Source organism: Pedobacter sp. PF22-3, from assembly GCF_026239555.1.
Lineage (GTDB): Bacteria > Bacteroidota > Bacteroidia > Sphingobacteriales > Sphingobacteriaceae > Pedobacter.
Genome location: NZ_JAPIVP010000010.1, coordinates 75,855 through 102,848, shown reverse-complemented (window position 1 = coordinate 102,848; position 26,994 = coordinate 75,855). Strand labels below are relative to the sequence as shown.

The 26,994-nt window shown below is 39.1% G+C and carries 33 protein-coding genes and 4 tRNA genes; 28 read left to right on the top strand and 9 right to left on the bottom strand.

The window, feature by feature from the left end:
* Positions 1-2 precede the first annotated feature (2 nt).
* From OQX63_RS14235 to OQX63_RS14225, 3 genes are read left to right on the top strand one after another with little or no spacing between them, the layout of a single operon-like run.
* Positions 3-1,235 carry a hypothetical protein gene (locus tag OQX63_RS14235; RefSeq protein WP_265851522.1) on the top strand — a complete coding sequence of 411 codons (1,233 nt, stop codon included), beginning with the start codon at positions 3-5 and terminating at the stop codon, positions 1,233-1,235.
* A gap of 2 nt (positions 1,236-1,237) precedes the next feature.
* The gene (locus OQX63_RS14230; protein ID WP_265851521.1) at positions 1,238-2,155 is read left to right on the top strand and encodes a glycosyltransferase family 2 protein; all 918 of its coding nucleotides are present in this window, start codon (positions 1,238-1,240) and stop codon (positions 2,153-2,155) included.
* Between the two features lie 8 nt (positions 2,156-2,163).
* Positions 2,164-3,327, top strand: coding sequence for an AMP-binding protein (locus OQX63_RS14225; protein WP_265851520.1), 1,164 nt, complete (start codon positions 2,164-2,166; stop codon positions 3,325-3,327).
* A gap of 56 nt (positions 3,328-3,383) precedes the next feature.
* On the opposite strand, the gene OQX63_RS14220 is transcribed toward OQX63_RS14225, so the two are convergent.
* Positions 3,384-4,400 (bottom strand): hypothetical protein, encoded by a 1,017-nt coding sequence (locus tag OQX63_RS14220; protein ID WP_265851519.1) that lies wholly within the window; start codon positions 4,398-4,400, stop codon positions 3,384-3,386.
* A 416-nt stretch (positions 4,401-4,816) separates the two neighbouring features.
* On the opposite strand from OQX63_RS14220, the gene OQX63_RS14215 reads away from it, so the two are divergent.
* Entirely contained in the window at positions 4,817-5,872 is a 1,056-nt protein-coding gene (locus tag OQX63_RS14215) for a hypothetical protein (RefSeq protein ID WP_265851517.1), read from the top strand.
* A gap of 92 nt (positions 5,873-5,964) precedes the next feature.
* Here OQX63_RS14215 and OQX63_RS14210 read toward each other — a convergent pair whose 3' ends face one another.
* From OQX63_RS14210 to OQX63_RS14195, 4 genes are all read right to left on the bottom strand, one after another.
* Positions 5,965-6,666: a response regulator transcription factor gene (locus tag OQX63_RS14210; protein ID WP_121284332.1), complete on the bottom strand. Its 702-nt coding sequence runs from the start codon at positions 6,664-6,666 to the stop codon at positions 5,965-5,967.
* The gene (locus OQX63_RS14205; RefSeq protein ID WP_265851516.1) at positions 6,644-7,450 is read right to left on the bottom strand and encodes a sensor histidine kinase; all 807 of its coding nucleotides are present in this window, start codon (positions 7,448-7,450) and stop codon (positions 6,644-6,646) included. The genes OQX63_RS14210 and OQX63_RS14205 overlap by 23 nt, the downstream gene beginning before the upstream one ends.
* Entirely contained in the window at positions 7,414-8,070 is a 657-nt protein-coding gene (locus OQX63_RS14200) for a hypothetical protein (RefSeq protein WP_265851515.1), read from the bottom strand. The genes OQX63_RS14205 and OQX63_RS14200 overlap by 37 nt, the downstream gene beginning before the upstream one ends.
* A gap of 83 nt (positions 8,071-8,153) precedes the next feature.
* Complete coding sequence (locus OQX63_RS14195; protein ID WP_265851514.1) at positions 8,154-8,954, bottom strand: hypothetical protein; 801 nt, start codon at positions 8,952-8,954, stop codon at positions 8,154-8,156.
* Between the two features lie 360 nt (positions 8,955-9,314).
* Between OQX63_RS14195 and OQX63_RS14190 the strand changes: the two genes are divergently transcribed.
* From OQX63_RS14190 to OQX63_RS14105, 19 genes are all read left to right on the top strand, one after another.
* Complete coding sequence (locus OQX63_RS14190; protein WP_265851513.1) at positions 9,315-10,163, top strand: helix-turn-helix transcriptional regulator; 849 nt, start codon at positions 9,315-9,317, stop codon at positions 10,161-10,163.
* 62 nt (positions 10,164-10,225) lie between these two features.
* Positions 10,226-10,381, top strand: a complete 156-nt coding sequence (locus tag OQX63_RS23475; protein ID WP_416276534.1) for a RebB family R body protein — start codon at positions 10,226-10,228, stop codon at positions 10,379-10,381.
* A gap of 72 nt (positions 10,382-10,453) precedes the next feature.
* Positions 10,454-10,780 carry a hypothetical protein gene (locus tag OQX63_RS14185; protein ID WP_265851512.1) on the top strand — a complete coding sequence of 109 codons (327 nt, stop codon included), beginning with the start codon at positions 10,454-10,456 and terminating at the stop codon, positions 10,778-10,780.
* A gap of 24 nt (positions 10,781-10,804) precedes the next feature.
* Complete coding sequence (locus tag OQX63_RS14180) at positions 10,805-11,833, top strand: hypothetical protein (protein WP_265851511.1); 1,029 nt, start codon at positions 10,805-10,807, stop codon at positions 11,831-11,833.
* Positions 11,834-11,843: 10 nt separating this feature from the next.
* A complete protein-coding gene (locus tag OQX63_RS14175; protein WP_265851510.1) occupies positions 11,844-12,236 on the top strand; it encodes a RebB family R body protein in 393 nt (130 codons plus the stop codon).
* Between the two features lie 19 nt (positions 12,237-12,255).
* Positions 12,256-12,480 (top strand): RebB family R body protein, encoded by a 225-nt coding sequence (locus tag OQX63_RS14170; RefSeq protein WP_265851509.1) that lies wholly within the window; start codon positions 12,256-12,258, stop codon positions 12,478-12,480.
* 28 nt (positions 12,481-12,508) lie between these two features.
* Entirely contained in the window at positions 12,509-12,775 is a 267-nt protein-coding gene (locus OQX63_RS14165) for a RebB family R body protein (RefSeq protein ID WP_090502877.1), read from the top strand.
* Between the two features lie 42 nt (positions 12,776-12,817).
* Positions 12,818-13,084 (top strand): RebB family R body protein, encoded by a 267-nt coding sequence (locus OQX63_RS14160; RefSeq protein WP_265851508.1) that lies wholly within the window; start codon positions 12,818-12,820, stop codon positions 13,082-13,084.
* A 30-nt stretch (positions 13,085-13,114) separates the two neighbouring features.
* Positions 13,115-13,381, top strand: coding sequence for a RebB family R body protein (locus tag OQX63_RS14155; RefSeq protein ID WP_121284324.1), 267 nt, complete (start codon positions 13,115-13,117; stop codon positions 13,379-13,381).
* A 30-nt stretch (positions 13,382-13,411) separates the two neighbouring features.
* Complete coding sequence (locus OQX63_RS14150) at positions 13,412-13,678, top strand: RebB family R body protein (RefSeq protein ID WP_121284323.1); 267 nt, start codon at positions 13,412-13,414, stop codon at positions 13,676-13,678.
* Between the two features lie 29 nt (positions 13,679-13,707).
* Positions 13,708-13,995: a RebB family R body protein gene (locus OQX63_RS14145; protein ID WP_265851507.1), complete on the top strand. Its 288-nt coding sequence runs from the start codon at positions 13,708-13,710 to the stop codon at positions 13,993-13,995.
* A 41-nt stretch (positions 13,996-14,036) separates the two neighbouring features.
* The gene (locus OQX63_RS14140; RefSeq protein ID WP_029287502.1) at positions 14,037-14,306 is read left to right on the top strand and encodes a RebB family R body protein; all 270 of its coding nucleotides are present in this window, start codon (positions 14,037-14,039) and stop codon (positions 14,304-14,306) included.
* 100 nt (positions 14,307-14,406) lie between these two features.
* A complete protein-coding gene (locus OQX63_RS14135) occupies positions 14,407-14,817 on the top strand; it encodes a hypothetical protein (protein ID WP_265851506.1) in 411 nt (136 codons plus the stop codon).
* A gap of 11 nt (positions 14,818-14,828) precedes the next feature.
* Entirely contained in the window at positions 14,829-15,629 is an 801-nt protein-coding gene (locus OQX63_RS14130) for a hypothetical protein (RefSeq protein WP_265851505.1), read from the top strand.
* A 26-nt stretch (positions 15,630-15,655) separates the two neighbouring features.
* The gene (locus tag OQX63_RS14125; RefSeq protein ID WP_265851504.1) at positions 15,656-16,126 is read left to right on the top strand and encodes a hypothetical protein; all 471 of its coding nucleotides are present in this window, start codon (positions 15,656-15,658) and stop codon (positions 16,124-16,126) included.
* A gap of 131 nt (positions 16,127-16,257) precedes the next feature.
* Complete coding sequence (locus tag OQX63_RS14120) at positions 16,258-17,004, top strand: hypothetical protein (protein ID WP_265851503.1); 747 nt, start codon at positions 16,258-16,260, stop codon at positions 17,002-17,004.
* Positions 17,005-17,052: 48 nt separating this feature from the next.
* Positions 17,053-17,910, top strand: a complete 858-nt coding sequence (locus OQX63_RS14115; RefSeq protein ID WP_265851502.1) for a GH25 family lysozyme — start codon at positions 17,053-17,055, stop codon at positions 17,908-17,910.
* An 8-nt stretch (positions 17,911-17,918) separates the two neighbouring features.
* Complete coding sequence (locus OQX63_RS14110; RefSeq protein WP_265851501.1) at positions 17,919-18,335, top strand: hypothetical protein; 417 nt, start codon at positions 17,919-17,921, stop codon at positions 18,333-18,335.
* A gap of 11 nt (positions 18,336-18,346) precedes the next feature.
* The gene (locus tag OQX63_RS14105) at positions 18,347-18,676 is read left to right on the top strand and encodes a hypothetical protein (protein WP_265851500.1); all 330 of its coding nucleotides are present in this window, start codon (positions 18,347-18,349) and stop codon (positions 18,674-18,676) included.
* A gap of 251 nt (positions 18,677-18,927) precedes the next feature.
* On the opposite strand, the gene OQX63_RS14100 is transcribed toward OQX63_RS14105, so the two are convergent.
* Together OQX63_RS14100 and OQX63_RS14095 are read right to left on the bottom strand one after the other, a co-directional pair.
* Positions 18,928-18,999, bottom strand: a tRNA-Glu gene (locus tag OQX63_RS14100).
* Between the two features lie 67 nt (positions 19,000-19,066).
* Positions 19,067-19,142 (bottom strand) — tRNA-Met (locus tag OQX63_RS14095).
* Positions 19,143-20,227: 1,085 nt separating this feature from the next.
* On the opposite strand from OQX63_RS14095, the gene OQX63_RS14090 reads away from it, so the two are divergent.
* The 3 genes from OQX63_RS14090 to OQX63_RS14080 all read left to right on the top strand — a co-directional run bounded on the left by OQX63_RS14090 (position 20,228) and on the right by OQX63_RS14080 (position 24,024).
* On the top strand, positions 20,228-21,442 hold the full coding sequence (locus OQX63_RS14090; RefSeq protein WP_265851499.1) for a glycoside hydrolase family 30 beta sandwich domain-containing protein: 1,215 nt from the start codon (positions 20,228-20,230) through the stop codon (positions 21,440-21,442).
* Positions 21,443-21,952: 510 nt separating this feature from the next.
* Positions 21,953-22,465, top strand: coding sequence for a hypothetical protein (locus tag OQX63_RS14085; protein ID WP_265851498.1), 513 nt, complete (start codon positions 21,953-21,955; stop codon positions 22,463-22,465).
* A gap of 263 nt (positions 22,466-22,728) precedes the next feature.
* A complete protein-coding gene (locus OQX63_RS14080) occupies positions 22,729-24,024 on the top strand; it encodes a hypothetical protein (RefSeq protein WP_265851497.1) in 1,296 nt (431 codons plus the stop codon).
* Positions 24,025-24,152: 128 nt separating this feature from the next.
* On the opposite strand, the gene OQX63_RS14075 is transcribed toward OQX63_RS14080, so the two are convergent.
* Positions 24,153-24,224 (bottom strand) — tRNA-Glu (locus OQX63_RS14075).
* A gap of 71 nt (positions 24,225-24,295) precedes the next feature.
* Positions 24,296-24,371, bottom strand: a tRNA-Met gene (locus tag OQX63_RS14070).
* A gap of 114 nt (positions 24,372-24,485) precedes the next feature.
* Here OQX63_RS14070 and era point away from each other — a divergent pair.
* Both era and der read left to right on the top strand, forming a co-directional pair.
* A complete protein-coding gene (gene era, locus OQX63_RS14065) occupies positions 24,486-25,382 on the top strand; it encodes a GTPase Era (RefSeq protein ID WP_265851496.1) in 897 nt (298 codons plus the stop codon).
* Positions 25,383-25,513: 131 nt separating this feature from the next.
* Positions 25,514-26,815, top strand: coding sequence for a ribosome biogenesis GTPase Der (der, locus tag OQX63_RS14060; protein WP_265851495.1), 1,302 nt, complete (start codon positions 25,514-25,516; stop codon positions 26,813-26,815).
* The last annotated feature ends 179 nt before the right edge of the window (positions 26,816-26,994 follow it).

Sequence of the window (26,994 nt, the reverse complement as noted above, 5' to 3'; positions counted from 1 at the left end):
TGATGACGGGCGAGCTTGTAGAAAAACATACCATCTGTAATAAGGAAACACTGAATGGATTATTGATGAAACACCTGGGCGAAATACCCTGCAATGGTGCCGACTCTTTTTCTCCGGTTCCGGTTGCCGTAAACCGTAGCGAAATTGTACGGATGGAAAAACTATGTCAGGTTTTGAACAAAGCGTTAACCAATGTAGTAAATGCTTATTTTACCGATGAAAGGATACGTGCTATTTACAATTTTGATGAGGGTTTAAACAATATTTTGAACATTGCAAATGCACGGCCTTATGAAGTGGGCATGTACCGTCCCGATTTTTTACAGGCAGAAGATGGTAGTATCAAAATCTGTGAGATAGGGGCAAGGTATCCGATTAATGGATGGATGTTGAGTTATTACCTGAATGTGATTGCTGAAGATAGCCGTTTGCCCTTTTTAGAAGCTGTTCCTCATCAACGTGATTTTATTCATGCCATTTTTAGCCGTTTCACTAGTAATGAGCCTATTGTGCTGGTGCATGAGAAAGAAAAAGGAACCGAGGTATTTTACCTGTTAAATGAGTTTAGCAAGCAGGGACTGGATTATGTTTCTGCAAGTCCGGCCCAGTTAAAATGTCAAAATGGGTCAATTTTGTTAGATGATAAACCCGTTGATCAGTTTATATTGGAAATGGACCGTGAAGAACTACGTAACTTTGACCTTGAGGTATTAAAACTGATCATCAATAAAGGGAACTACTTTAACGATGTACGGACACTAATCTTGGTTCACGATAAACGCATCCTTGCTGTTCTTTATAATGAAGAGATCATGAGAAATTATCTTTCTGAAGAAGAATATCTTTTCTTACGGTCCTTTTTAATACCTACTTATGCCTTGCATACACCTGAAAAACGGAATGAAGTAAGCAAATCGTCATTAAATTGGGTGTTAAAACGTAATAGTGGTGGCCGTGGTATCGATATGTACGTAAAAAGTGATTGCGAAGCCGTTTTTTGGTCTGGTATTATAGCGAAACAATGGCCCGAGTATATGGTACAACAATATGTACCTCAACGCTGGTTTAAATATGGTAGTGGTACGGAGAAAAGCTTAATAAATTTAGTAGGGATGTTACTGTGTTACAATGACCGGTCTTTTGGTCCTGGTTTGTTCCGTGGTTCTGCAGAAAGTGTGGTTAATGTTCATCAGGGTAGGGGAGTCATTTTTCCTGCTATGATGTCGGCATCATAGGTATGACACATGCCATCATTATACCCCTGTTTAATAAGGCGGCTTATATCACGCAAACTTTAAATTCACTCATCCGGCAAAGTAAACTGCCGGATGAGTTGGTTATTGTAGATGATTTAAGTACAGATGATAGCCTTTCTATTGTTAATGATTATTTACGTAATCATATTTTGGCTTTTGGCAATTGCAGGATACAGGTTATAGAACTCACCGAGAATAAAGGCCCGGGCAATGCACGTAATATCGGTTTTGCTGCTACTAATTGCGAATTAGTCAGTTTTTTGGATGCTGACGACGAATATCATCCAAGGCTGTTGGAAGTTGCGGCTCATGCATTTGAAGTGCATCAGCTAGATTTTATGGTGCTAAACATTGCTTTTATGCCAGGCAACAATATATATCCAGATCTGGAGCCCTTAAAAAAGTACCTGCAACCGCTTGATGTAGATCTATTCCTGATTAAGGATCCTTTAATGGCAGTTAGTGCCCCGCATTTTATTATGGGGGTTGGAAGTAATGTAATTACACGAAGTAAATGGATTGCAGCTAACCGATACGAAGCAGAAGTGCAGTTAAATGAAGGCATCGATTTCTGGTACAGGGTACTAAAAAGTATCTTAAACGAGGTGCCAGGGAAAATAGCATTGCAAACCGGTGCTTATCTTTACGTTAACGAGGTGTCTGGTAGCCTTTCGCGGAAAAAATACAGCCATTTTAAACAAATCGAATTACCACCGATAATTTCCAGGTATATAAACAGTAAGGACAAACACGACCGGCTGTTAATGGGCATGATCGGGGAGCGCTGGTATAAACATGCTTTACAGAATTTATCATCCAATAGCCAAAAAATTAAATTTTTATGGCATTATCGCAGCTATTTGACTAAATACATCGGCTATCTGCTCATCAAAAGATAAATATTTTAATGGTCAATCCCCTTCTTAATCAATACTACCAGATTGTTAGACAGTCTGATCTTTTCAGGTCCTATTATTTAGATCATGAAGCTTATCAAAACGCACCCATAGTAGGGAAAAAGGAATTAATTAAACTGTTAAATGATCATTTTGATCTGCATAACCAGGAACATGGTGTTTATTTAGTGCGCTCTGGTGGATCCACCCAAAAACCGCTGGTTTTTCCAGTCGATATTGCAGAAAATCTCGAACAGCGGGCAGCGCTTGCTTCGGCATTACAACAAGCTAAAGTTTTTACGCCAAAAACCATTGCACTTAATATGTTCGGTTATATGGATATGTACCGCACTGCTGCTATTATGGACGATCTGCTTGAGCGGTGTAATGCAACCACTTTGGTTGCCAGTGCCAGCTTGCCTTATGAAGATGCCTACCAGATGGCGCTAAATTTTAAGCCTGATTTATTATTAGGTACACCTTCAAAATTATTCCTTTTTGCACAATACCTTAAAAAAAATCAACTGCGTTTATCCATTAATAATCTCTTGTTCGGTGGCGAGTTTTTGCCACCATCACATGTCAAACTTTTCGAAGATATTTTCGGAACCCGGCAGCTCTATTCGTTATATGGTTCTGCAGAAACGGGGATTTGGGCCTGGTGCGATTATAGCCGATCACCATCATTGTTCAGTGTAATTGATGGACTGGTAGTGGAGCCTAGCAGTGCTGATGCTGGTGGCTATGGTTCTCTCCTCGTCAGTAATTTATTTCGAAAGCGTTTCCCGATTTTTAGATACAATACCGGTGATATCGGTAAATGGGTAGAAGTTGATGGCCAACTTTACCTTGAATTAAAAGGGAGGTCTTCAAATTCTTTTATGTTTAATGAGTGCAACTATGAGCTCGATGATTTTAATGCCGTTTTTGCAGATGTTGAACGGTTTCAGATACAGATCACATCTCAAGATGGTTCTAATTCCATAAGATTTATGTTAATCAACGATGTAGCCAATAGTGATCAAGAAGCCTACACCGAGTTAAAGCTTCAGGAGATCTATCAGGTATTTGGATATCGTGTTAAAAATTTAGAAGTTTTAGCTGGTAATGATCTAAATCTTTATACCAATGCCACTACGGGTAAAACGCCGGTGATTATTGATCATCGGGTGTAATTGCAGCAGCATTGTAAGAACTAATTTTATTTCATTCCAACTCCTGTGAGTCAGGACTAAAAGTTTGGTGTTTGCGGGATTTCGACCTGGGGATCATGATCCTTTACTATGATATTCGCAAATGGCGCAGTTTGCCTGAAAGCGACCGTATCTGCAGGTGTATTGGCCACAAAAACAGCTAATTTTCCATTCGTAAAACTATCGTTATGGATGGTTGAAGGCTTAATCGCTAGAGCCGATCCATCCGCAGGAATCCTGAAGGTAGTAAATCTAATTTGAGGGTCGCTCTTTGTTGCATTTTCAACTTTACGACCCAGTGTAACCTTCGCTTCACAAAAAACTTCTCCGTTTGTAGTTGGTTTGGGAAGAAAAATATGTGGAAAAGGATGGTGCTCAACAAACAGGCCACCACCACCAATAGGAGAGAGGGCATAGTTGCGGATATAATCGGGCAGAGAAGTGTCGTATTCCATACCAAATAAAGTATCTTTAAAACCCAGATAGAATGCTTCTTGCGGTTTCAGAAGTTTTGCGCCGTAATAAGCAAGCGTTTCTTCATAATCTGGATAAGTAACATCCAGCACCGGGAAAATGACTGCATTTTCATTCACATATAAGGATCCAGTGGCACCAAACACGTTTGATGAGGGGTCTAGATTGGGTAGCTTCCCACCATCTTCACTGCTTACCCAGTTGGAATGAACCAATACTGCATTGCCTTCCTTAACGCTAGTATGGCTTTTAGCAAGGGCTTCCAATTGATCAATCAGCGTTACTTCGGATGGGTTTGTTGCAATTATATATACACCTGTACCTTCATTAGGTGTTAAAACTACTTTATCATCTTTTTTAATGGGTCCGTAAATCGCTGTAGTTGTCATCAGGGGAACACCCTCACGGCTTTCTCTGATCACAACGGCATCGTTTAAAAAACGAATGTTGTCCTTCAGGTCTTGATGGGAGATCTTAATCTCCACGGTTTGCCATTTTCTTTGTCCGAGGATTTCTTTTAATTTCTCTTCGGTTACGGGTTTTGCATCTGGTGCATAGGATGTTCTGAATACGGAGCTCATGAGTTGCGTCTAGATAGGGTGTGAGGCGTTATTTTAATTAATTAGATCAGCATAATAATGCTTTGCTGTTTGCTGAATAAAATTAAACTTTAAAATGTAATTATAAAATATTGAGACATAATTATTGTGAAAAAACTATTCTGCTTGAGATGTTGTTTGTTTTGGATTTGATTTCGTCGGACGATTCGATAAAGCAAAAATCCCGCTCTACTTATGGTAAAGTGGGATCGTAGCCCAAGCGTTACATTTATCGAACTCTTTACTGCCGACTTAGTGCTTTTGGCTAGTATTAATGGCCATATAATTTATATTCCCTATTGATAGTTAACAACTCTGCAATTTTCCTTCAATCTATTATTTGTTAGACAGGCTCATTGTTTTATGTATATTTAAATTAACAATTAGATATATAAATTATGCCCCTCACTAAAGAAATTTACCGCGATGAGTATTCCGAGTACAAAAAAGAAATATTCTACAATGATAAACAACAGATTATACGGACGTTAGATGTAAATAAGGTGGATGGGGATGAGCATGGCGAGTTAGGTGTGCATGAATACACAGGGGAAAACTATCGTTTGATTAAATATAAAAACGGTACGAAGGCTTATGCTCATTTTACTTCCCAAGGGCATAAGGTATTGGACAAAACAGGTTGGTATTCGATAGAGGAAGCATTTTCCGTTCAGGATTTTAAGTATGAAAATGGAGTACCGATTGCTGTAGATTACCTGAACGAGGATAAGGTAACGTATTCTCTTCGTTATACTTACCAGGATGGTATGAAAGTTTCGGAAACTTCAGTCTCTGCAGATGGTACTGTTACCAAAATTAATTTTACCTATCAGGGCAAGACCATGCTGTCAAAAGCGACATTTATCAATGATCAGTTTGCTGATCAAATCAATTATTTGTACCATCATCAGTATAATCTATTATCAGAAGAGCAAAAATTTCTCAAGCATAACGAAAGTCTCTATTTATCTTCAGAAATAAAATTTTTCTATAATGAGAAAAAGGAACTTGAAAAAACGGAGTATTATGGCAGGTATGATTCAAAACTGCATCTATATAAAATAGAAGAAACGATCCGTAAGGGAAATGAGCGGACTATAAAACATTTTGTTGTTCCGGACGTGGAGATGGTGATGGGGTACTATGATCTGGCGAGCATGCATAATCAGCTAAAAGAAGACAATTTGGAATGGGCTGTTTCCGTATTTAATGCACAATATATGGCAACTGCTAAGCTGCAAAGAGTCAAGCTTAAGATTGATAGGGTTGACAACCAGGATAACATTGTTGAAACGAAAATGATGCATCCTGAGCAGGATGAGGAGATTGCAAAGTTGATTTACCGAAATGAGTATAATGATAAGTCGCTTTTAGAGTTTGTGATTTGTTATAGGGTGACTGAGGGTGGGAAAACCGAAGAAATTAGTATCAGTAAGTTTTATTATAAGGATTAAAAAAAGGAAACAACCATTATTGTGTTTCCTTAAGTAGTCAGGAGGGGAAAATATCGAGCCTTAGCTTAAAAAGATGAGGATTTATTGTTTTATTAGTGTCGTTCATCGAGCATCCCATTTTTAACTGCATATACTGCTAAGCTCACTGAATTGGACATACCTGATTTTTCCAATAAATTTTTACGGTGCCCCTCCACAGTTTTTATACTGATGAATAATTTCTGTGCAATTTCTGCCGTGGTTAAGCCATTGCAAATGAGTGTCAATACCTCAAGTTCTCTTTTGCTAAGCGGGCTTTCGCCATACTTTAAAGTTGACCTCCTGCCATAATTTTTTTTAACACCGTTTAACATGGCCGCGGTAACAGCATCGGTAAAATAGAATCCGTTGGTATATACGGTTTCAATGGCTTTATATAAGGTTTGTTCATCAATATCTTTGGGTAAATAGCTGCGCGCACCGGCCTTCATCATATAAAAAATGAAATTATCCGCAGTATGCATGGATAAGGCAATTATTTTTGCATCTGGAAATCTTTCCACAATGTGCTTGCATCCATCTATTCCATCTGTTTCGGGCATTTCAATGTCCATCAGGATAATATCAGGCACCTGCAATTCCATTTCTTCTAACAATTGCGAATAGCTTTCTACTTCGAAAATAAGTTCGAAGTGTTTAACCTGCCCCAAAATTTCCATTAGCCCCAATCTGAACAGTTTGTGATCATCCACTATACCTATTTTAATTGAGTTTAAGGGTTGGTGGATTAGCCTATCTTTGGTCTTTTTCATCATTTAAAGGAATATGTATTTCAATTAATGTACCGGCATCTTTTCCAGATGTTATTTTCAAGGTGGCCTGCATGGCTGCTACCCTTGTTTTTATACTTTTAATACCTATCCCCATTTGTATCGGATCTTCCATTATTGCCGCATCAAAACCACAGCCATCGTCTTTAACTGTAGCCAATATGCGTTCAGGTGTTTGATTTAACATGATTGAAAGATTTTTTGCATTTGCATGATTGATTACATTATTGATTAATTCCTGCATAATGCGGTATATGGCAAGTTCGTATTCAAAATTAAGTTCAAATTTTGTGTCTAATACCAGGTCAATCGCTAAGATATTACTCGCAGATAATATCTTTACCTGGTGATGTAATGCATCCGCCAATCCGAATTTTGCCAATACAGATGGGAACAGGTTATTTGCGATCATTCTTACATCACTTATGGTGTTGCTCAATCCATTTTTAATGCTCGAAATCAACTGATGGTTTTCAATATCCGTGTTTGGAAGCCGATTAACGAGCATTTTAATGGCTGAAAGAGAGGAGCCTATTTCGTCGTGCATATCCCGTCCTATCCTTGCCCTTTCTTTTTCCTGAATGCTAATGCTAAAACCAAGTAATTGTCTTTGGTGCTTATCCTTCACTTTTTGTAAACGCCCCTGCTCTTTAAGCAGCCTTCTATGATATATAACAAAAAATGAAATAATCGCAACAGCTAGCAGTAGCATAACCAGAATACTTCCGAATATCAGATGTTGTATTTCAGTTTCTTTGGGATTAAGCATACCGTTAAAGTGTAAAAAATGTATAAAAGTATATTAAATATGGAATGGGTAAACCAGATGAGATTAAAGAAATTAATCGATAACATTTGAATATAATTACTGAAAATGAAGATCACCGAATTGGCGGAGAAATAAATAAACAGACCAGTTGACAACCAAAACATGGGTTGACGTTCCAATTGTGTTTCTATAAACGAGCTTAGGTTTTTATAATAATAACACAATACAAGCAACAATATCAGCACCCCCTCTGTAAAGTGAGGAAGAGCACTCAGGTCATCATTGGGTGCCATGAGCCAGTCGACAATTACATAAGCGATAAATAATAATGTTACAATAGGTATGAAACGACTAATTGCCATTTTTTTAAACTCAGTTTTATAAATCCTCGCCAGCAATGTAAATTCGATAAGTATAAAAATTGGCCACAAAAAATGATTGCTGATTTTCATAAAGTATAAAACATGACCAACGGCTTCTACTAAGAAATCAAAAAAGATTAATAAAGCCAGAGATCGCCATGCCTGGTCCATTTTTTTAAATCGCATAACAGCAACTAAAAATGGTACGATTACCACGACAGACGAATAGATTAAAAAGGTTTGAAAAGCACTATTCATAAATGCAAGATTGGATCTTAATTCAAAATTTTATTCTGGCAGTCGCTTTATACATCATGACCTGAATATTTATTGTCCTGATCTTAATATGTACCGTTAGAAGGTGGGGTTGGAAGAGAGAGATCGTAAAAAGAGTTTACCTCCTCATCTCCTGCTATATCCTTTGCATTAAATGGTACGCCAGCCAAAACCAGTCCGAAGGTACGTTTCAAGGTAGGTTGTGCATTGAGGTGATCAGCAACATGTTTATGAATAACAGGTAGTATAACTACATCATAACACTCTTTTTGCGTTTCCGGTGGAAATAACGAATACATAAAGTCTGATAAGACGTAGTTATATCCGGTGAGGTATCCATAGTTTGTCAGAAACAGCTTACTTAATAATTCAGGTGATTTTGGATTCGCATCGCATACTATTTTCCATTCGCTTATCCATTTCTGAGCAAGGCGGCTCGAAATAAAGTTGCCTATCTCATGCGAGGGCATGCTGGGTGACACGGTAATGTTGTCATGATATTGTGGCCTACCGATATGATAAGCCGAACATCTTTGCCCTAGTTGATCGGTAGCATATAGTATCATGGTGAAAGTGGGTAGCTTGATCTTGTAAGGATAATAGTCGTGAACGATCGCAAATCTTGCATGGATGTGCTTAACCCCAACACATGATAGCAAACTTTGTATGGTTGCGTCGTTAAAGTAAACCTGTACCAACATCTGTTCAATACTGCTGTCCTTATCCGCAAAAACTTTCCACGACATTTCATTGCCCGAAATCTGTTTGGTCCATTCAAGTGTGTATTCTATAAACTGGTGTTCAGAAACAACATTAAAATCTGCTAAGTCCGCAGGATTGGACAAATAATCTTGATTGTTTATCATGTAAAATAATAAAAACAGGTAAAAGAAAATTAATTTTTTATGTAATTAATTGTTTATGGGTATGGCAGTAAGACTCTGCTATATTGAATCATACCGCCTCCAATAATAATCGAAAATACAAATTTGCCATTGCATAAGTGTCTTTATTTATGGGTAAATACGGCATGTAATAATCAATTAATTGATTGTATCATTAATATTACTTTAATAGTTCTAAAACGGCTAACAGGGATTTACCCTTGGTGGTAAAGATTAAACCCTCATTTACAAAAACACGTGTTTACGCTCTTTAAATGAGTTTAACGATAACCTTCCTTTGATATACAGAATATCAGTTAAATCAATTCATTAGCAGCACTCATGAGTTTACATCTTACACCACCCTCAAAACCATCTTCTCCAATACCGCCAATAATTACGATAATGGTACGGAAGAAACACCATTTTATTGATTTAACGATGGCCTATATTGAATCTAAATATTATGATGTAAATTTTTGTGTAGTAAAGCTGGCTACATTATTGAAGATGACTGCATCTCAATTAACCAGAAGGGTATTCGAACTTACCGGAAATACACCTGCAAAACTTATACTTCATCACCGCCTGTGCAAGGCTTGTTATTTACTGTTAAACAGTAATGAGCCACTAAAAAATATAGCACAGCTTACAGGTTTTCGAGCCCAGGCCAGCTTCTGTAGATCTTTTACAAATGCATTCGGAATCAGTCCTTCTAAATATCGGGAAACCCAAAATGCTGATCATGATTTAATAACTTATTGGAAAATACCTATTGATATGTCTGACGCTAAAATTTTATTGAATCATGCCGCTCAGCATCAATGGTTAAAAAAGCTTTTGAGCTTTTCTTTATCTGAATGCTTTAATCATAAAGAATCAATACCCAAGCTCTCGAAACTGTTAAACACAACCCCATCCACTTTAAACCGCAAATTGAAAGAATTATATCCTATCACTTCGGCAAGGTTTATACGAGATTTGAGATTGCAATATGCCTCTGAGCTGCTAGGCAATGCTGATACCATTACGGAGGTTGCGGTAGCTACTGGTTTTTTTGACCATTCACATTTTTGCCGTTGCTTTAAAGCTGTTTTTGGAACATTTCCTTCGATGTTTAAAATGAAAAAGAATAGTGAAATGCCAGTGTCATGGCTAAAAAATAAACTGCTAGAAGAAATTGTGAAATGATTGACTGTTTTTTACAAGACGATTGTATTTTTAGTTAGTAATTTTATATCAAACAATACGACATGGATTCTTTACAAATTATATTTCAAAGTATGGCGGTATCAATGGGAATAGCCATGCACAATGCTAGCACCAATCAGCGTAGCGGACAGTTAATAGCCACTGCATGCTTGTCAGTTTGCTGCAAAAAAATACTGGAGAGTCAAAGTAGTACATAATCCCTGCTATTAAAGCATCATTTTCACCTAATAAATGAACTAGTTAACGGATACACAATTAAATAATTTATTATGCCTTACACAAGTTTAACCACATCAGACAGTAGCATTACCCCACAGATTATGCAAGACGAAGGGGCAATGAAGGCCTTTCAATCTGTCGCTCAATCAACAGCACTGGCTGTACAGGATGCAGTTGATAATCTCAGAAATGTAAATACCATCAGCTCTACCGCGATTGGTGTTGCCATGGCGCAAATGCTTGCAGTGCCGGCCGATGCAGAACAATATACACCTATTGTAACTGCCGCCCAAGCCTTAGCGACTAGCGCAGCGGCCAACTTTCTGGTGGTAGGGCAAAACGCCGCAACGGTACTCAGCGGATTTCCATCGAAATAAAGTCTTTAACCAAAATTAAGAGCAATGATTAATCTAAACGGAAAACAACTCACTTCTATTGGTGGGCTCAGCACGAAGGCACAGGCGGTACTTTCTATGATTAACGGGGGGCAGAAATGGTTAAGCTTTGGCATCACTGATGCCACGGTTACTGGCATCAATGCCGAAAGCGAAAACCAGTTGCTTAAACTGATACAAAATGGGTTAACGGGCGAAAACTATATCAGGTTCAATACCTTCAGGGCGGCTATCGACAAAATCCTGTCTTTACCAGAAGCCGATATTGCACAGCTGGCCGCTATTCGGTTAACTGTGAATGACAATGAGGCCAACCTGGCCTTATTGCTGCACCAAAATGATCTGCTCAGCTATGGCGATATGGCAAAAAGTGCGGATATAATTCTCCTGCTTGTTCAGCAACGGCCGGATCTTTTTCAGGCACTTTCTTTTAATGAAATGCTAACGTTAACTGATTTTGTAATGAAACAAAGCGAAGTTAATCCCGAATTGCAGGCACAGTCGACAGCCTTTGCAGCTACAACCGCAGCTACTGTATCCGATTTTGTTAACCTCTCGCTTTTCTATCAGTATGCACAGCAACAGCTACCGGGCGAAAACCTCATACCGCAAACGCAAAGCAGCGAAATCCAGGCCCTGTATGCGCAGTTTGAAGCAGTGGTACAGCCTTATTTGTTTACCCCAACAATAGACATGTCTCCCGACGGTGGAAACCTGGTTCAAGCCATTCCCGAACTGGCCAGGGCAAGTCATTTTATTGGCTATACCACCGCCAGTGCTGCCATGCTTAACCTCATTCAGAATATCACGCTCAATGAACAGGTTGTTGGCGGCTTAAATACAGCCATCCAAAATTACCTGGCCGCAGTAAAAAACCTGATCAGCTTTACAGCGGCATCCGGGAATGAATTGTCGCAGGATGGGGCCACGGCTTCGCTCAAATTTCAATCTGCCCAGGGCAATGCAAATGTTGGCGTGGATCGAAATGGTACCGTATACCTGCTTCCAGATACCAAGATTACTCACTTAAATTAAATAGGAAATTATGGCAAACGATTATATCCTTTCTTCCGTAACCGATGTGCAACAACTGCTTAAGGGTAACGCTGATTCGCAATCGGTAGCAATGCTGAACAATGTAATGGCCGAAACCATAGGTATGGCAATGCACAACGCTGTTACAGCGCAGCACAATGCGCAGATGCTTAATTCGGCAACTACTACCTCTACCTGTGCGCGTATACTTTCGGTAATGGGAGCGAAACCTCCTGCGCCTACACCGCCGCCGGCGACAACTCCTGTTGCTCCGAGTCCAGCGACAGGAGGAACCACAACTTCGGCTTCTTCAACAACAGGAGCCGAACCGGCCTCAACCGATCCTGCAACAGCCGTTACCGGAAGCGGTACGTCCGCTGCTAATAATGGCACCAGTAATTAATATTTAAGCTAACCCTAAAATGGCAGAAACAGTAAATAGTCAGATTACCGATTCAATTACCGAATCAAGTCTTGAAGTTATTGGAAATGCGCCGTCTATCGCTATAGGCAATCTATATCAGGCAACGGCCCAGGCATTGGCTAATGCAGCTCATAATGCTACAATAGCGCAGCAGCAGGCCAATATTTTAGGGCAGGCAGTAACCGCCCAGGGTGTGGCACTTATATATTCTATTAAAATTTAATTATTATAAACTCTAAAAAACAACAACTATGGCTTTTCCAACAGCAGTAAACAGCCAGATCACCGATTCGGTGACCCAGGCAAACACACAAGTATTGGGCGTGGCGCCGGCAAGCGCGATGGCTAATCTTTTTCAGGCAACCGCACAAGCCTTGTCTAACGCAGCCCATAATGCAACCACTAGCCAGCAGCAAACTAACATTACGGCGCAGGCGGCAACTACAATGGGGGTAACCACGCTGTATTCTATAGATACAGCATCTGATGCGGTGGGGACTTCCAAAATATTCGCTTAACAACTAATTCAACATTAATTCACAATTTAAATTCAAACAACAATGGCTTTTCCAACTTCAGTAAACGACCAGATCACCGACTCTGTATCACAGGTAAATACCAAAGTATTGGGTGATTCGCCGGCGATGGCAATGGGTAACCTGTTTATGGCTACCTCACAAGCATTGGCAAACGCGGCACACAATGCTACCTATTCGCAACAGCAAACCAACATTACGGCTCAGGCTGCCACTACATCAGGTATTACCACCTTGTATTCGATAGACACTTCATCAGATGCAGTAGGTACCAATAAAATTTATCAATAATTAAACTTTAACCCTAAATCTTAAACCGTTATGGCTTTTCCAACAGCAGTAAACGACCAGATCACCGACTCCGTATCACAGGTTAACACCAAGGTATTGGGTGATTCGCCGGCAATGGCAATGGGTAACCTTTTTATGGCTACCTCACAGGCACTGGCTAATGCAGCACACAATGCAACCACCAGTCAGCAGCAAACCAACATTACGGCCCAGGCCGCTACCACATCGGGCATTACCACCCTGTATTCGATAGATACCGCATCAGATGCGGTAGGTACCAATAAAATTTATCAATAATTAAATTATTAATCCTAAATCTAAACCGTTATGGCTTTTCCAACAGCAGTAAACAGTCAAATTACCGATTCAGTATCTGAAGTAAACACTAAGGTACTGGGCGATGCGCCGGCAATGGCAATGGGTAACCTTTTTATGGCTACCTCCCAAGCACTATCCAATGCGGCTCACAACGCAACCCATACGCAGCAGCAAACCAATGTTACTTCGCAGGCCTCTACCACCTCGGCGGTAACAACCCTGTACTCCATTGATACTTCGTCAGACGCCGTGGGTACCAATATGATTTATCAATAAACCTAATGTTCACCTCAAACTAAATAACAATGGCTTTTCCAACAGCAGTAAACAGTCAGATCACCGATTCGGTGACTCAGGCCAACACCAAGGTATTGGGCGATGCAGCAGCAATAGCGATGGGCAATTTTTTCCAGGCTAGCTCGCAGGCTTTGGCCAATGCAGCACACAATGCAACCACCAGTCAGCAGCAAAGTAATATTACGGCCCAGGCGGCAACTACAATGGGTGTAACCACTTTGTATTCAATCGACACCGCTTCGGATGCAGTGGGTACCAAACAAATCTATACTCCCGGCAAAGCGAAGGGATTTTAATTAAACAAAAATTATCTATTAATCTTTAAAACCAACTTATCATGGCTTTTCCAACTTCAGTAAACGATCAGATCACCGACTCTGTAACCCAGGCAAACACCAAAGTATTGGGTGATGCTCCTGCAATTGCAATGGGCAACTTGTACCAGGCTACTGCACAAGCATTGGCTAATGCAGCACACAATGCAACCAGCAGTCAACAGCAAAGTAACATTACCGCGCAGGCAGCTACTACTATGGGTGTAACCATGCTGTATTCAATTGATACCGCATCTGATGCCGTAGGCACTAAACAGATCTTCGGCTCTTAAGCCGTCTTTACACCGGATCCAAAAGGAACGGAAATGGTTCAAGAGGGCGGTGCCATAAACAGGTACTGCCCTCATTCCAATCACTTAAAAAAACATTACTATGCAACAGCAAAGCGATTCTCCTAATACAGGGGGCACACCCGTTGTGCCCGATAATCAGCCTGCAGCGGCGTCATCAATGTCGCCTTATCAGGTCATGCAGCAACAAATCAGCGATCTTAAATCGCAGATTGCCACCATTCAACAACAGGCTATACAGGCGATGCAATCGCAGGTTGATAGTAGCTTCCAGGCACTTGCCGCAAGTAGTTTGCAAATGGTTAATGACCAGGCGCAGCCTCAAGCTGCAACAGCTGTTATACCGGTGTCACCGCCGTTAATTAATCCTATTCAGCAAGCGATGAATACGGTAAATACCAATGTTGATGCGGCCATGTTGGCTGCCCAGCAAAGTGTACAAAATGCCGAAAGTATTATAAACAATCCAGCGCAGCAAAACGCCGGAAACTAATTCGGAAAGTTATGGAAATAGATTATCAAACTTTTTTAAAGTATTTGAAGGACTGGTGTGAAGAAAGAAGCGATTACATCAAACAGTGTTGGCCCTTGAGAGGTAGTTGGGAGGCTTGGGTTCAAATTGATTTTGCAGCATATATGCACTCAAAATACCCGGATGTGGATATCCTCCGGGAAGCGGAAATTTACAAAATGAGGTTAAATTCGAAAGGAAATAGAAGTTCAAAACAGCCTGCGGTTGATTGGTTGATTAATGGTAATACTGCAGATCCGAGATACCGAATTGCAGTAGAGTTAAAATGTCTCTCCGCGGGACCGCTTGTTAATTCTATAGGGGATCCCCAACAGGTTGATCCATTAAGTGTCTCGAACCAACCACTCTACTCAGCAATCTATTCTTTAGTCACAGGTGTAAATGAAGATCAGAAAAAACTTAATCAGGATAATATAAATGACGAGAATAGGTATTGTCAAACAGCCGTTGTGGCATTAAACTTTGCGCCTGAAGCTCAAAACTATCTGAAAAAATACACCGACTTACGCAGTATTTACATAACAACAAATGGCGAGGTGGAAATTTGGGCGCAGCTTTTTTACACTTTGGTTCAGCCAGATTGGGCAAATTCTGCTTTACCTTCTTCTCCAACTGCACAGTTTGGCTTGTCTGGGTCATTTAATTCCTCTGGTCTTTTTGGGTCGCCTTTGCCTGGTTCATCCGTATTAAATCCCATAGACCTTACTTCCGGGACATCCGGGTCGTCGTTGCTTGGTTCATCAGCGTCAAATCCGATGGAAATTAGCGACTGATTAACTATAACTTAAAATGCAAACTTATGACAGCAGATGAATTATTAAATTTTTTTAAATTAAAAGCGCCGCAAACCGTTAATGCGATCAGTACAGGTGCGGGTTGGGAAATTTGGCTTCAGACTGAATTGATTCTGGCGCTTAGAGATGCGAACCAGGGATATAGTGGTGCCCGTGAACTACCTTACCCTTCACCATGGGACAAATCACGTCTTGACATAGGGATTGGTCACAATCAGGAGTATTACGCTATTGAAATGAAAGTGGAAAGCGCTACCAAGACCAAGCCTTTTCTGAACCGTATCTTAAAAGACGTTACTAAAGTAGGATATTATGCGGTTCAGGGAAGCGACGTGAAATTATCCAAATATGTAGTGGGAATAGGTTTCAGTATAGCGGCGAAAGCACAAATGCAGCAGTATTCAGTTGACAATGCCGGACAAGCAGGTTATTGTGAGCAGAATGGGCTTGGGATCCTTTTAATCGTAGTTTCTTAAGTTTATCTGTAGTAGACAGGATTTTGGATACAGCAATATGTACGAAAATGTAAACAAGCTGATTAATTATTTATATTTCTTTTAATTTATCAATCAATCTTATGGGCCCGATTTGTTCCCCGCTAAATGTTATGATTTACCCGATGCTGATTTCGGGCTGCTTCATTGTGGTTACGCTAATCATATTTTTTTGTTTAGCGGCGTGGACGTCGCTCTTGAGAGAAGAAATTACTAACAATGAGGAATTCCACAGTAACCATAAACAGCTGGAAATTAAACTAGGTAAGACATTAAGCCGAGAATATCCTTTCAGTCTGTCCAAAGTACAACTGGGTGTTTGGACAATGGTGATATCATCATCCTATATTTACTTATCACTATTTAAAGGAGATTGTGCTGAAACTGATATTAATAAGACTGCACTGGTGCTTTTGGGAATTTTTTCCGGTACCGCAGTCACATCAAAAATCATAGATAAACGGGAATTAAAAGATCAGCGACCAAGGCACCAGAATACTCCGTCGAGAGGCTTTTTTACCGATATATTATCAGATGATTCAGGTATCAGTATTCATCGTTTTCAGCATGTAGTATGGACATTGGTGGGTGTTGCCATTTACATTTATAAAATAGGGGAAATTAAAACGGGATGCATTTTGCCGGAGTTGAGTGATACGTTATTGACACTAATGGGCATCAGTAGCGCCACATTTGTGGCGATCCGGTCAAAAGAAAATGATCCTGAGGCTGCACAGAAAACCAATCCTCCTGAGGTCAGGCCTGTGGCCAAATCCATTATAACTCCGTATCAGGTACCCACAACTACACAACCTTTGCCAACGAACACAAATATCGGAAACAATAACTTTTACGGATAACTTTATACCTATTGCCATTGAAATATTTATCAAACTTAATCTTAGAATATGCAAACACTTTCAATCGGCTCTGCAGGCAGCGAGGTTTTTATGCTGCAAAGAGCACTCTCTTTTCTTAACTATTCATTGGCCATTGATGGTAACTTTGGTCCGGGTACTCAGGCAGCCGTCAGTCAATTTCAAACGGATCATCAATTAAGTGCCGACGGCATTGCGGGTCCTGCTACATGGGGCGTGTTGGATAATCTGGTGCCACAGGGTATGGATATCAGCCATTTTAACAGCAATATCAACTGGGATCAGTTATCACCACATATTCAGTTCGTTTATTGCAAAGCCAGTCAGGGTGCTGGTTTTAAAGACCAAACGTTATCTCCTAATATGGCAACCATCAGGCAACAGAAACTGATATTTGGCGCCTACCATTTTTTAACTTTTCAGGATTCCGCTGCTGTTCAGATGCAGAACTTTTTATCTTGCGGGATTGATTTTGCTGCCCCGGGCACTTTGCCACCGGTGTTGGATATTGAGTGGCAGGTAGGGTCAAATGATGCGCAAAGCCAGGCAATGAACCAGTACATTTTGTATAATAAGGATGCCTGTGTGCAGTTGATTCAGGATTGCCTTAGCCAGCTTTCAGCTGCAACGGGTCGCACCCCGATGATTTATACCGCAAAATCGTTCTGGTCAGAATACTTTAACGGCGTCACTCTTCCCAATTACCCATTGTGGGTGCCTTCCTATCAGTCTAAACCTCCGGGGTTATTTGGTTCATGGCAAGAATATACTTTTTGGCAATATTCGGGCGCCGGGGAGGTGACAGGCGTGCCCGGGCAGGTTGATCAGGATCTTTTTAACGGAGGTAAAGCAGCATTAAATGCATTGGCGCTTATCACCAATATTTAATAACAGGTATGAAAAAAATAGCTTATTGCTTGCTGGCAAGTATTTTAATCAGTACAGCGTGCAGTCCGGTTATTTCAAATTTCGACCGGTTTGCCTATAAGCAGATTACATCTCTCAAGGTAGATGCTCTAAGCTTGATGGATGAAGCCACAACCGATTATGCTAGCCATGCCGCAGAAGTAAAAGCTTTACAATCAGACATTAATAAAGCTATAGAATATAATAAACACCGGCTGCATAATGACATAACGAATAATATGTATGCCTTGCTAAACGATCCAAAAGCGAATTTGCTCGGTGGTTTCCTTGTAAGGTGGCAGAACGATAGGAAGTGTAGTCCGGCCTATATCACTGATAAAAAGCAACAGATAGCCTTTTCGTTCGACCAGATTGCCGATCTGGAAATTAGAAAGATTAAACGTTAAAAATTAAAATAATGATTATCGATTTTAGCAATATTTGGGAAATACTGAAACAAGGCATTGCAGGCATGGCAGAAAAGGACCTCAGGGAATATGCTGCTGCGGCAACGTCTGATGGGTATGTGATGGTTAATCAAATGCAGACTGATCTTGAAGGCTGGATAACGGAACTAGCTGCAGGATCAATAAGCAAATCTGATTTTGCTGATCTGTTAGCGGGGCAAAAAGACGAACTGAAAATGGAATTGCTTAAACAGGCTGGCCTGTCGGAAATTTTGATTGATCGGTTTAAGCAGGATATCTGTGATTTGATCACTAATACGGTTTTGGCATTGATAGCCTAAGATAGATGATGAACCTAATATGTATCAAATAAAGAATGGAAGATTGGAATGACTGACGTGAGGGATACTGTTTATATTATCTCCATGAATAAATAAAATCTTCGATTAAAGTGCGGAATAGGTGCTTCCTTTAAAGATTTTCTGTAACGATACGCGCTGAATTACCAACTTTTTTATTAAGTTTTGATATCAATAAAAAAAACCTGCAAATGTTTGATTTGCAGGTTTTAACATCATTCGATGTGATTTTGTAGCCCGTAGGGGAATCGAACCCCTGTTTCCAGAATGAAAATCTGGCGTCCTCACCCCTAGACGAACGGGCCATTTCAGTATTTTAATTTCCAGTTTTCAATTTGCAGTAAACTGCCAACTGAGAACTACCAACTGAATTGGTAGCGGGGACACGACTCGAACGTGCGACCTTCGGGTTATGAGCCCGACGAGCTACCAACTGCTCCACCCCGCACTCTATGTTACTTCAATACTCCGTTTGAAGGAGTGCAAAGGTATATAATATTTTTGCTTTTCAAAAGGGCTTAACGAAATTTTATTAAATTATTAAATTATCTGCCTGATTTTTAGTTAATTATTTTTGCCTTGGCTGATTTTTTATTGGTTTTGCAAAAGGGAAATAAAGAAATGAATCATCGGAAATAATTTTGATTTCACATCTCCTGCAAAGTATTTCAGGTTTAAGCCTTAGTTATAATAACGATTGCATTGAACAAGCTGGTTTATATGGGTGAATCAATTTTTGTATAATTAATAATATAGGTTATGCTATCTTATGTGTTTTTAATTTGTTTAAGCGCTGATAATTTGAGTTAATGATTTTTGAACATTTGAACTGCTAATTTAATAAAAATTGCCCTACGTTGGAATTATAAACCAATACATTTGAACTGCTAACCAATAGATTATTCGGTTTTTTAATGCTTTAAATCCGCTTTTTTAATGATTTTAAATATCTGAAATTATTTCTGTCAATCAAGGTATGTATGCTTTAAGTTTAATTGTTTGAGTTTCGCAGCGAAGAAAAATATAGTATTTATTTTAAATATAAGTATGATAAAATAGTTGTTTTTGTAGTTTTTTAAGATATCGTATTTGGATAAATGAGTATTTAGACCTATATGTGTGAGAAATGCCGAAAATGTATTTGCTTTAGAGGTGGTGTAATTATACAATGATTTGAATTTGCCTTTATGATTTGTATAAAATGATATTTGGTATCGCAGTTTTATAGAGTTATAACAAAATAAAAGGAAGTATTTACAGTTGTATCGTTAATGAATTTTTGTATAAGCTTAATCGAAGATGTTTTAGCCAAAACTTTTAACTGGCTGGTAATTGTAAATAAAAAGGATTATGAATGATTACGGATTCACATACATATTTTCCAATGATAGCCAAGGAAGAATATCTGGCAGAACATTTCGTATGCAACAAATTCCGAACACTAAAAGAAAGGAGGGGCATTCAAGTAAGTAATCTTTAAAATTTTTCAAAATTAGTGACTATCTATCTTTAAAAAACCTAAAACAAACAATCATGAAATTTAAAATTTGTGTTATTGCTATTACGCTATTTTTACTACAAGGCTGTGCAAAAGAAAAACAGCAAATTGAAGAAAATAAAGAAAAACAGCAGATTGAAGAAAATATTGAACCACAGTTAAATGGGGCGGCATCTATTGATGGCAATACCTATTATCAAACCATTGATGGACTAGGCTTTTCCAGTGCGTGGTGTGGTACGCTTACTACAGCCAAAAATGATGCACTTTATAATACACTGGGCTTTTCTTTGTTAAGGGTTCGTTTCGACCAGAATAATGCATGGACAGATGAAACGAACAATGCTGCTGCGGCACATGCCCGGGGCGCTAAAGTATTAGGCTGCCCCTGGAAAATACCTACCGCTTACCGGTCAGGAAATACCATTCCATCTAGCCAGTATGTTAATTTCTGCAATTGGCTGGGTAGCGCCGCTTCAGCCATAAACTGTGATTTTGTATCTATAAAAAATGAGCCTGATGGCTCTTCAGAAGATGGCAATTTGGATGGATCTCAGATCCGTGATATTATTAAAGCTGGCGGATCAAATATTGGCAAACCCATTGTTTGTGCTGATGCTATTAATTTTAACGATACCTATACTGACCCAACACTGAACGATGCAACCGCTGTGGCTAAAATTTCTTATGTTTCCGGGCATCTTTACGGTGGTGGTAATTATGTGCACCAAAATGCACTTAATAAAGGAAAACGCATTTGGATGACAGAATACTATGTTGAAAATAGCCGCGACAATATGGATAACTGTTTAGTTTTAGCTAAAAACATTAATGATTGTATGAACAACCAGTTTAGTGCTTACTACTTTTGGTGGGTTAATGACAATGATGCAAGCGTTAACCTGGTTAATCAAAGTGGTACAATTTACAAAGCCGGCTACACCGGCGGCCAGTTTGCCAAATGGATAAGACCAGGAAAACAAAGAATTGCCTGTACTTATAATCCTACCCCTAACATTTATTTAACAGCCTATCGGGGAGGTGGATTGGTAATTGTGGCTGTTAATACAGGCACTTCTGCCGTAAGCCAGTCTTTTTCGGTAGCTAATGTTAGTGGTGTTGCTTCGTTGAATATTCATCGTACATCAAGTAATGAAAACATGTCTTCAATAGGATCAGTCGCTGTTTCAGGTAATGCATTTACGTATACGCTTCCTGCAAAAAGTATTACAACCTTTCACCAGTTTTAGGCGGCAGTACATTTTGTTGTATTAAGCAATAAAAAATGCCAGATATTACCTCCAGAGGCATGTAGCATATTGTTGCATGCCTCTGATCGTTCGCGAATAAGATTCCAAGAAAAAGCAAATTTCTATTTCTAAAGGTATATGCAGTGGATTTTCTATCTTAATATGTTTATGAAGCTTATCCGCAATTGTTTTTTAGTACTGTTAGCAATACTTGGATACAGTTATTGTGTGGTTGCGCAAACTTATAATGATATAAAAGTTGGCTGGTAATATCTGGATCTATATCTCTCTTGTCTAGAAGGCATAAGCCCTCCTGAAATTAAACTAGAGAAAACAATGACGATTGATGAGGCTTTAGTGTACTTTCTCATTTTAAGCAGCTATCTTTTTATAGATTATTCTAGGCCTATAGGGGTACTTATAAAAATGATGTAGAATATATATATCCATGATAAATAGCCATTTTTAAATAATATAATTGTATATATTTATTAATACGGTTAAATATTTATGAATAATTTAATAGCCATATCACTCGTTTTGTTATTTGCTTCGTGCAGATCGCAAAATGCTGTAAAATTTAGAAATGAAACAGATTACATAGAAAAACAAGCTTTCAAAATATTAGTAGCTGATAGTCTGGAGGGTATGCGTTTAAGGGCTATACAGGGAAAAAAACCTGAAGCCGCACTTAAAATAGCCAAGGAGCAAAGGGCGCTCATGCAAGAGCTGTGCAATAAGATTGGAGAAATGGATATCAATAACGTACCTGAAGCTGAATCTTTTAAAAATGCCAATTTAAATTATTATAAATTATTTCTAACACTTAAAGATATAGATATAATGGAGGCAAAGCTTTTGATGGACATAGCAAGTAATGACAAAGCCAATGCACAAAAAGCGACAGAAATATTATACAGCCTAACAGATAAACGACTGAATATTAATGATCGCATAATTCAGGCGGCCAAAGAAATGAGTAATGCCCGGGCGAGCTTTTCAAAAGCAAATAAGATTTATTAACAACCCTTTGAGCTTATTAAATAAATTATAAGCGCAAATTAACTCCGTTGGAAGAGCTAAAGTCAGCGATTTTCTTCAAATAAAATAACTGTCTGGTACCACGCGCATCAATATTACATTTCTTGTAAATATGAGGCAGCAATCAAGGCAGGCTGTTTTTTAAATTCCTTTAAGAATATGTCATGGATCTGGCTAAATTTTTGGTAAACAATTGATTAAATATTATTTTTGAGAAAAACTTATTTTCACTTTATTATAAGTCTATGAAACTTCCGTTTTATTTTATGCTCTCTGTTTTATTTTCGGTTAATGTGTATGCTCAGAAACTCGTATTTCCGGGAAGCGGAGAGGTCAACACCTCCAAATTAATTCCGGGCAAATCCTTATATATCATTTATTATGTTAAAGATACCTCGTGGACTAAAAAAGGATCATTTACCCATGAGCTTTCGGTATCAGGCAGCGAAATTAAACTGGTTGCTGATTACAAGGATGAAGCGAATAAATGGTATAAAAAAACAATATCAGTGGCTGATGGGAAAACGATGGCACCAATTTCTTACCAGTTTGAAGGCCCAAAAAATACGTTTAAGTTAACTTTCGGCGCAACGGTAAACGGTAAACTTGATTATTTCGACAATAGAAAAGATCAATCCGTAAGTTTTAGTCCAAAAGAGAAATATGTAGATTATAACCTGTCTGAACATCTTTTCACAACCCTTCCACTCAAAACGGGTTACACGGCCAGAGTACCAGAATTTTATTATGATGGTAAATCAGACAAAGTAATAACCTATTATACCATTAAAGAAGTAAAAAGCTATGTGCACCGCTCACCTAAAACGGGCAATCATGAGTGCTGGCTGGTAACTGTACTGGAAGAAAGTTCGGGTGCCATTTATAATTATGTAATTGATAAGCAAAACCATGCTATCTGGCAACGGGAAATGTCTATGGGCAAAGGTATGTGGGAAATTTGTGTAAACGATGAACTGGACTATCAACCTATCAAAAACAAATTCAATAAGGAGGAGGCACTGGCCAAGGTAGAAAAAGGAAATAGTGTGATCCTCGGTACAGCGTTCGCGAGAGATCATTCCTCAAGAGGCATTGCAATCGTCAACATCAATAAAGCTCAGTATCCGCCAAAGGGAACTGTAGTATCCATCCTTCTTAATTCTCCCTATATTCAAGAGTGGAAAGAAGTGAACAAGAAAATAAAGAAAGGTAAAAAACTGCCTGAAGTGCCTATTGATCCGAATGTGTCCGCATGTATTAAGACCACCAAAGTGTACGATAATCAGGGTCACTTCGAATTTACGAACTTGATGCCGGGAGAATATCTCTTAATGACCTCCTTCGGCTATACACATTCCTATACTTACAGTTATTACGCAGGCACTTCTTATTTAATGCATCCTAGCGGTGCGGTACTTTCTTCTTCACCTGTCTATAACACAGCCAGTGCCTCTACGGGAGCTAATGCAAATATAGAAACCGTGGTTACCATTAAAGAAAATGGTGAGCAATTAAAGGTGAACCTGAAAGACGTCAGGTAAACTTCTTTCTTAATTTAAAGCAGACTGGTTGATCGCAATCCCCCCTTCACTAGCTTTTCCAGCTATCCAAAATAAATCTACGCTTACAGAAGAAAATAAAAAAGCCGCTTCGGAAAGAAGCGGCTTCGTAGCCCGTAGGGGAATCGAACCCCTGTTTCCAGAATGAAAATCTGGCGTCCTCACCCCTAGACGAACGGGCCATTTTTCAGTTTTTAAATTTCCAATTTTCAGTGTGCAATTAAAATTGCCAACTGAGAACTACCAACTGAATTGGTAGCGGGGACACGACTCGAACGTGCGACCTTCGGGTTATGAGCCCGACGAGCTACCAACTGCTCCACCCCGCACTCTATATACACCTCGTTTTTTAGTGAATTAAATCCTTAACTCTGTTTCCGAATTGGAATGCAAAGATATAATTCGTTTCTTTGTGCTGCAAATTTTTTTTTAAAAATATTTTAATGGCGCATAAAGCAGGTTTTGTTAGTATAATAGGTAAACCAAATGTAGGTAAATCTACCCTCATGAATGTGCTTGTAGGCGAGCGACTTAGCATTATCACTCCTAAGGCACAAACTACAAGGCATCGCATTTTAGGTATTGTAAATGAAGAAGAATATCAGATCGTTTTCTCTGATACACCAGGTATAATTAAGCCAAAGTATAGCTTGCAAGAGAGTATGATGAGCTTTGTTAATGGGTCTTTAACTGATGCCGACGTACTTTTATTTGTAACAGATATTAACGAAGAATACGATGAAGATGACGTTCTGGAAAAAATCCTGAACCGCAATATCCCAACTATTGTGCTCATCAATAAAATTGATAAAGCATTGCAGGAGCAGGTTGATGAAAAGATTGCCTACTGGCAGGAAAAGTTAAATCCTGTTGCTATTTACGCCATTTCGGCTTTACATAAGCACAATGTAGACGGATTATTGGATCGTGTGCTCGAAATGTTGCCAGAACATCCGCCATATTATGACAAAGAAGATCTAACAGATCGTTCAGAACGTTTCTTTGTTTCGGAGATGATCCGCGAAAAAATCTTCCTCAACTATCAGAAAGAAATCCCTTACAGTACCGAGGTAATTGTAAAGAGTTTTAAAGAAGAGGAAATGAAAAATGGCAAAGGTTCCATGATCCGAATTACTGCAGAAATTGTAGTTGAAAGAGATTCACAAAAAAACATTTTAATTGGTACCGGCGGAAACATGTTGAAAAAGGTAGGGACAGAAGCACGCTTAGAAATCGAAAAATTTTTAGACAGCAAGGTTTTTCTGGAAATGTTTGTAAAAGTAATTCCCGACTGGAGAAGTAAAAAGAATTACTTAAAAAGCTTTGGTTACGATAATTAACCGTACCTTTGCAGCCCGAAATAAATCGGTTAGTAGTTGATAGTCAATGGCTGATAGCCAAATCGTTTGAGCAGCTTGCTTAAAACACCACGACCATTAACTATAAGCCATTAACTATCAAAAGAACACCCATGAGTAACATTATAGCCATCGTAGGCAGGCCAAACGTAGGCAAAAGCACACTTTTTAATAGATTAACAGAAAGCCGTAAGGCAATTGTAGACGATGTCAGCGGTGTAACCCGCGATAGGCACTATGGAGTGGGCGAGTGGACAGACAGACAATTTACAGTAATCGATACTGGTGGTTATGTAGCCAACTCAGAAGATGTTTACGAAGCTGCCATCCGCGAGCAGGTAATGATTGCCATCGAAGAGGCCAGTGTTTTAATCTTTATGGTGGATGTAACAACAGGCATTACCGATTTAGATGATGATATTGCCCAGGTACTGCGCAGAAGTAATAAACCCGTTTATGTTTGTGCAAATAAAGTAGATAATACTGCTTTGTATAACGAAATCCATACTTTTTATGGTTTCGGATTGGGCGAGGTATATGCATTATCATCAATGACTGGTTCTGGAACAGGAGAGTTATTGGATGAGGTTGTTAAAAATTTCGAAGATATTCCGGAAGAAGAAAATCAGTTACCTAAGATTACCATTGCAGGTCGTCCGAATGTGGGTAAATCTTCTTTGGTTAATGCACTAATTGGTAAAGAGCGTAATATTGTGACTGCAAATGCAGGTACAACCCGCGATTCAATTAAAATCCATTATAATCAATTCGGTCATGAGTTTATGCTGATCGATACTGCCGGATTACGTAAAAAAACCAAGGTTAAAGAAAACTTAGAGTTTTATTCGGTAATGCGTACCATTAAAGCTTTAGAAGAGGCTGATGTGGTGGTATTAATGATTGATGCCGTAGAAGGAATTGAAAGTCAGGATATCAATATTTTCCATTTGGCCGAGAAGAACAAAAAAGGTATCGTAATTCTGATCAACAAATGGGATTTGATCGAAAAAAACACGCAAACGATGAAAGCTTTTGAAGAGCAGATTCACGAGCGGATCCGTCCATTTACGGATGTGCCGATCATTTTTACCTCTGTATTAAATAAACAGCGTATTTTTAAAGCAATTGAAGCAGCTTTAGAAGTTTATAAAAACCGTAGCAAGAAAATCCCTACATCTAAATTGAATGATGTAATGTTGCCGCTGATCGAGAAATTCCCGCCACCGGCTTTGAAAGGGAAACATATCAAGATTAAATACATCACGCAGATTAACGCTACTTCGCCAATGTTTGCATTTTTCTGCAACTTGCCACAGTACATTAAAGATCCGTATAAACGTTTCATCGAAAATAAACTAAGGGAAAACTTCGATTTTTCCGGTGCCCCGATCCAGATTTATTTCAGACAGAAATAGGGTTGAGGAGGTAGAAGGTTTAAAGGTGGAGGGCGTAAGGCCTAAAATAATATTATTTAGACAGGGTTGTTTCTTAAAGAAGCAGTCCTGTTTTTATTTTTAGTTAATAACAGTACGGCGTCATCTCGACTGAAGTGCAGCGAAACGGAGAGATCTATCTCGAGGCAGATTTAGCTTCG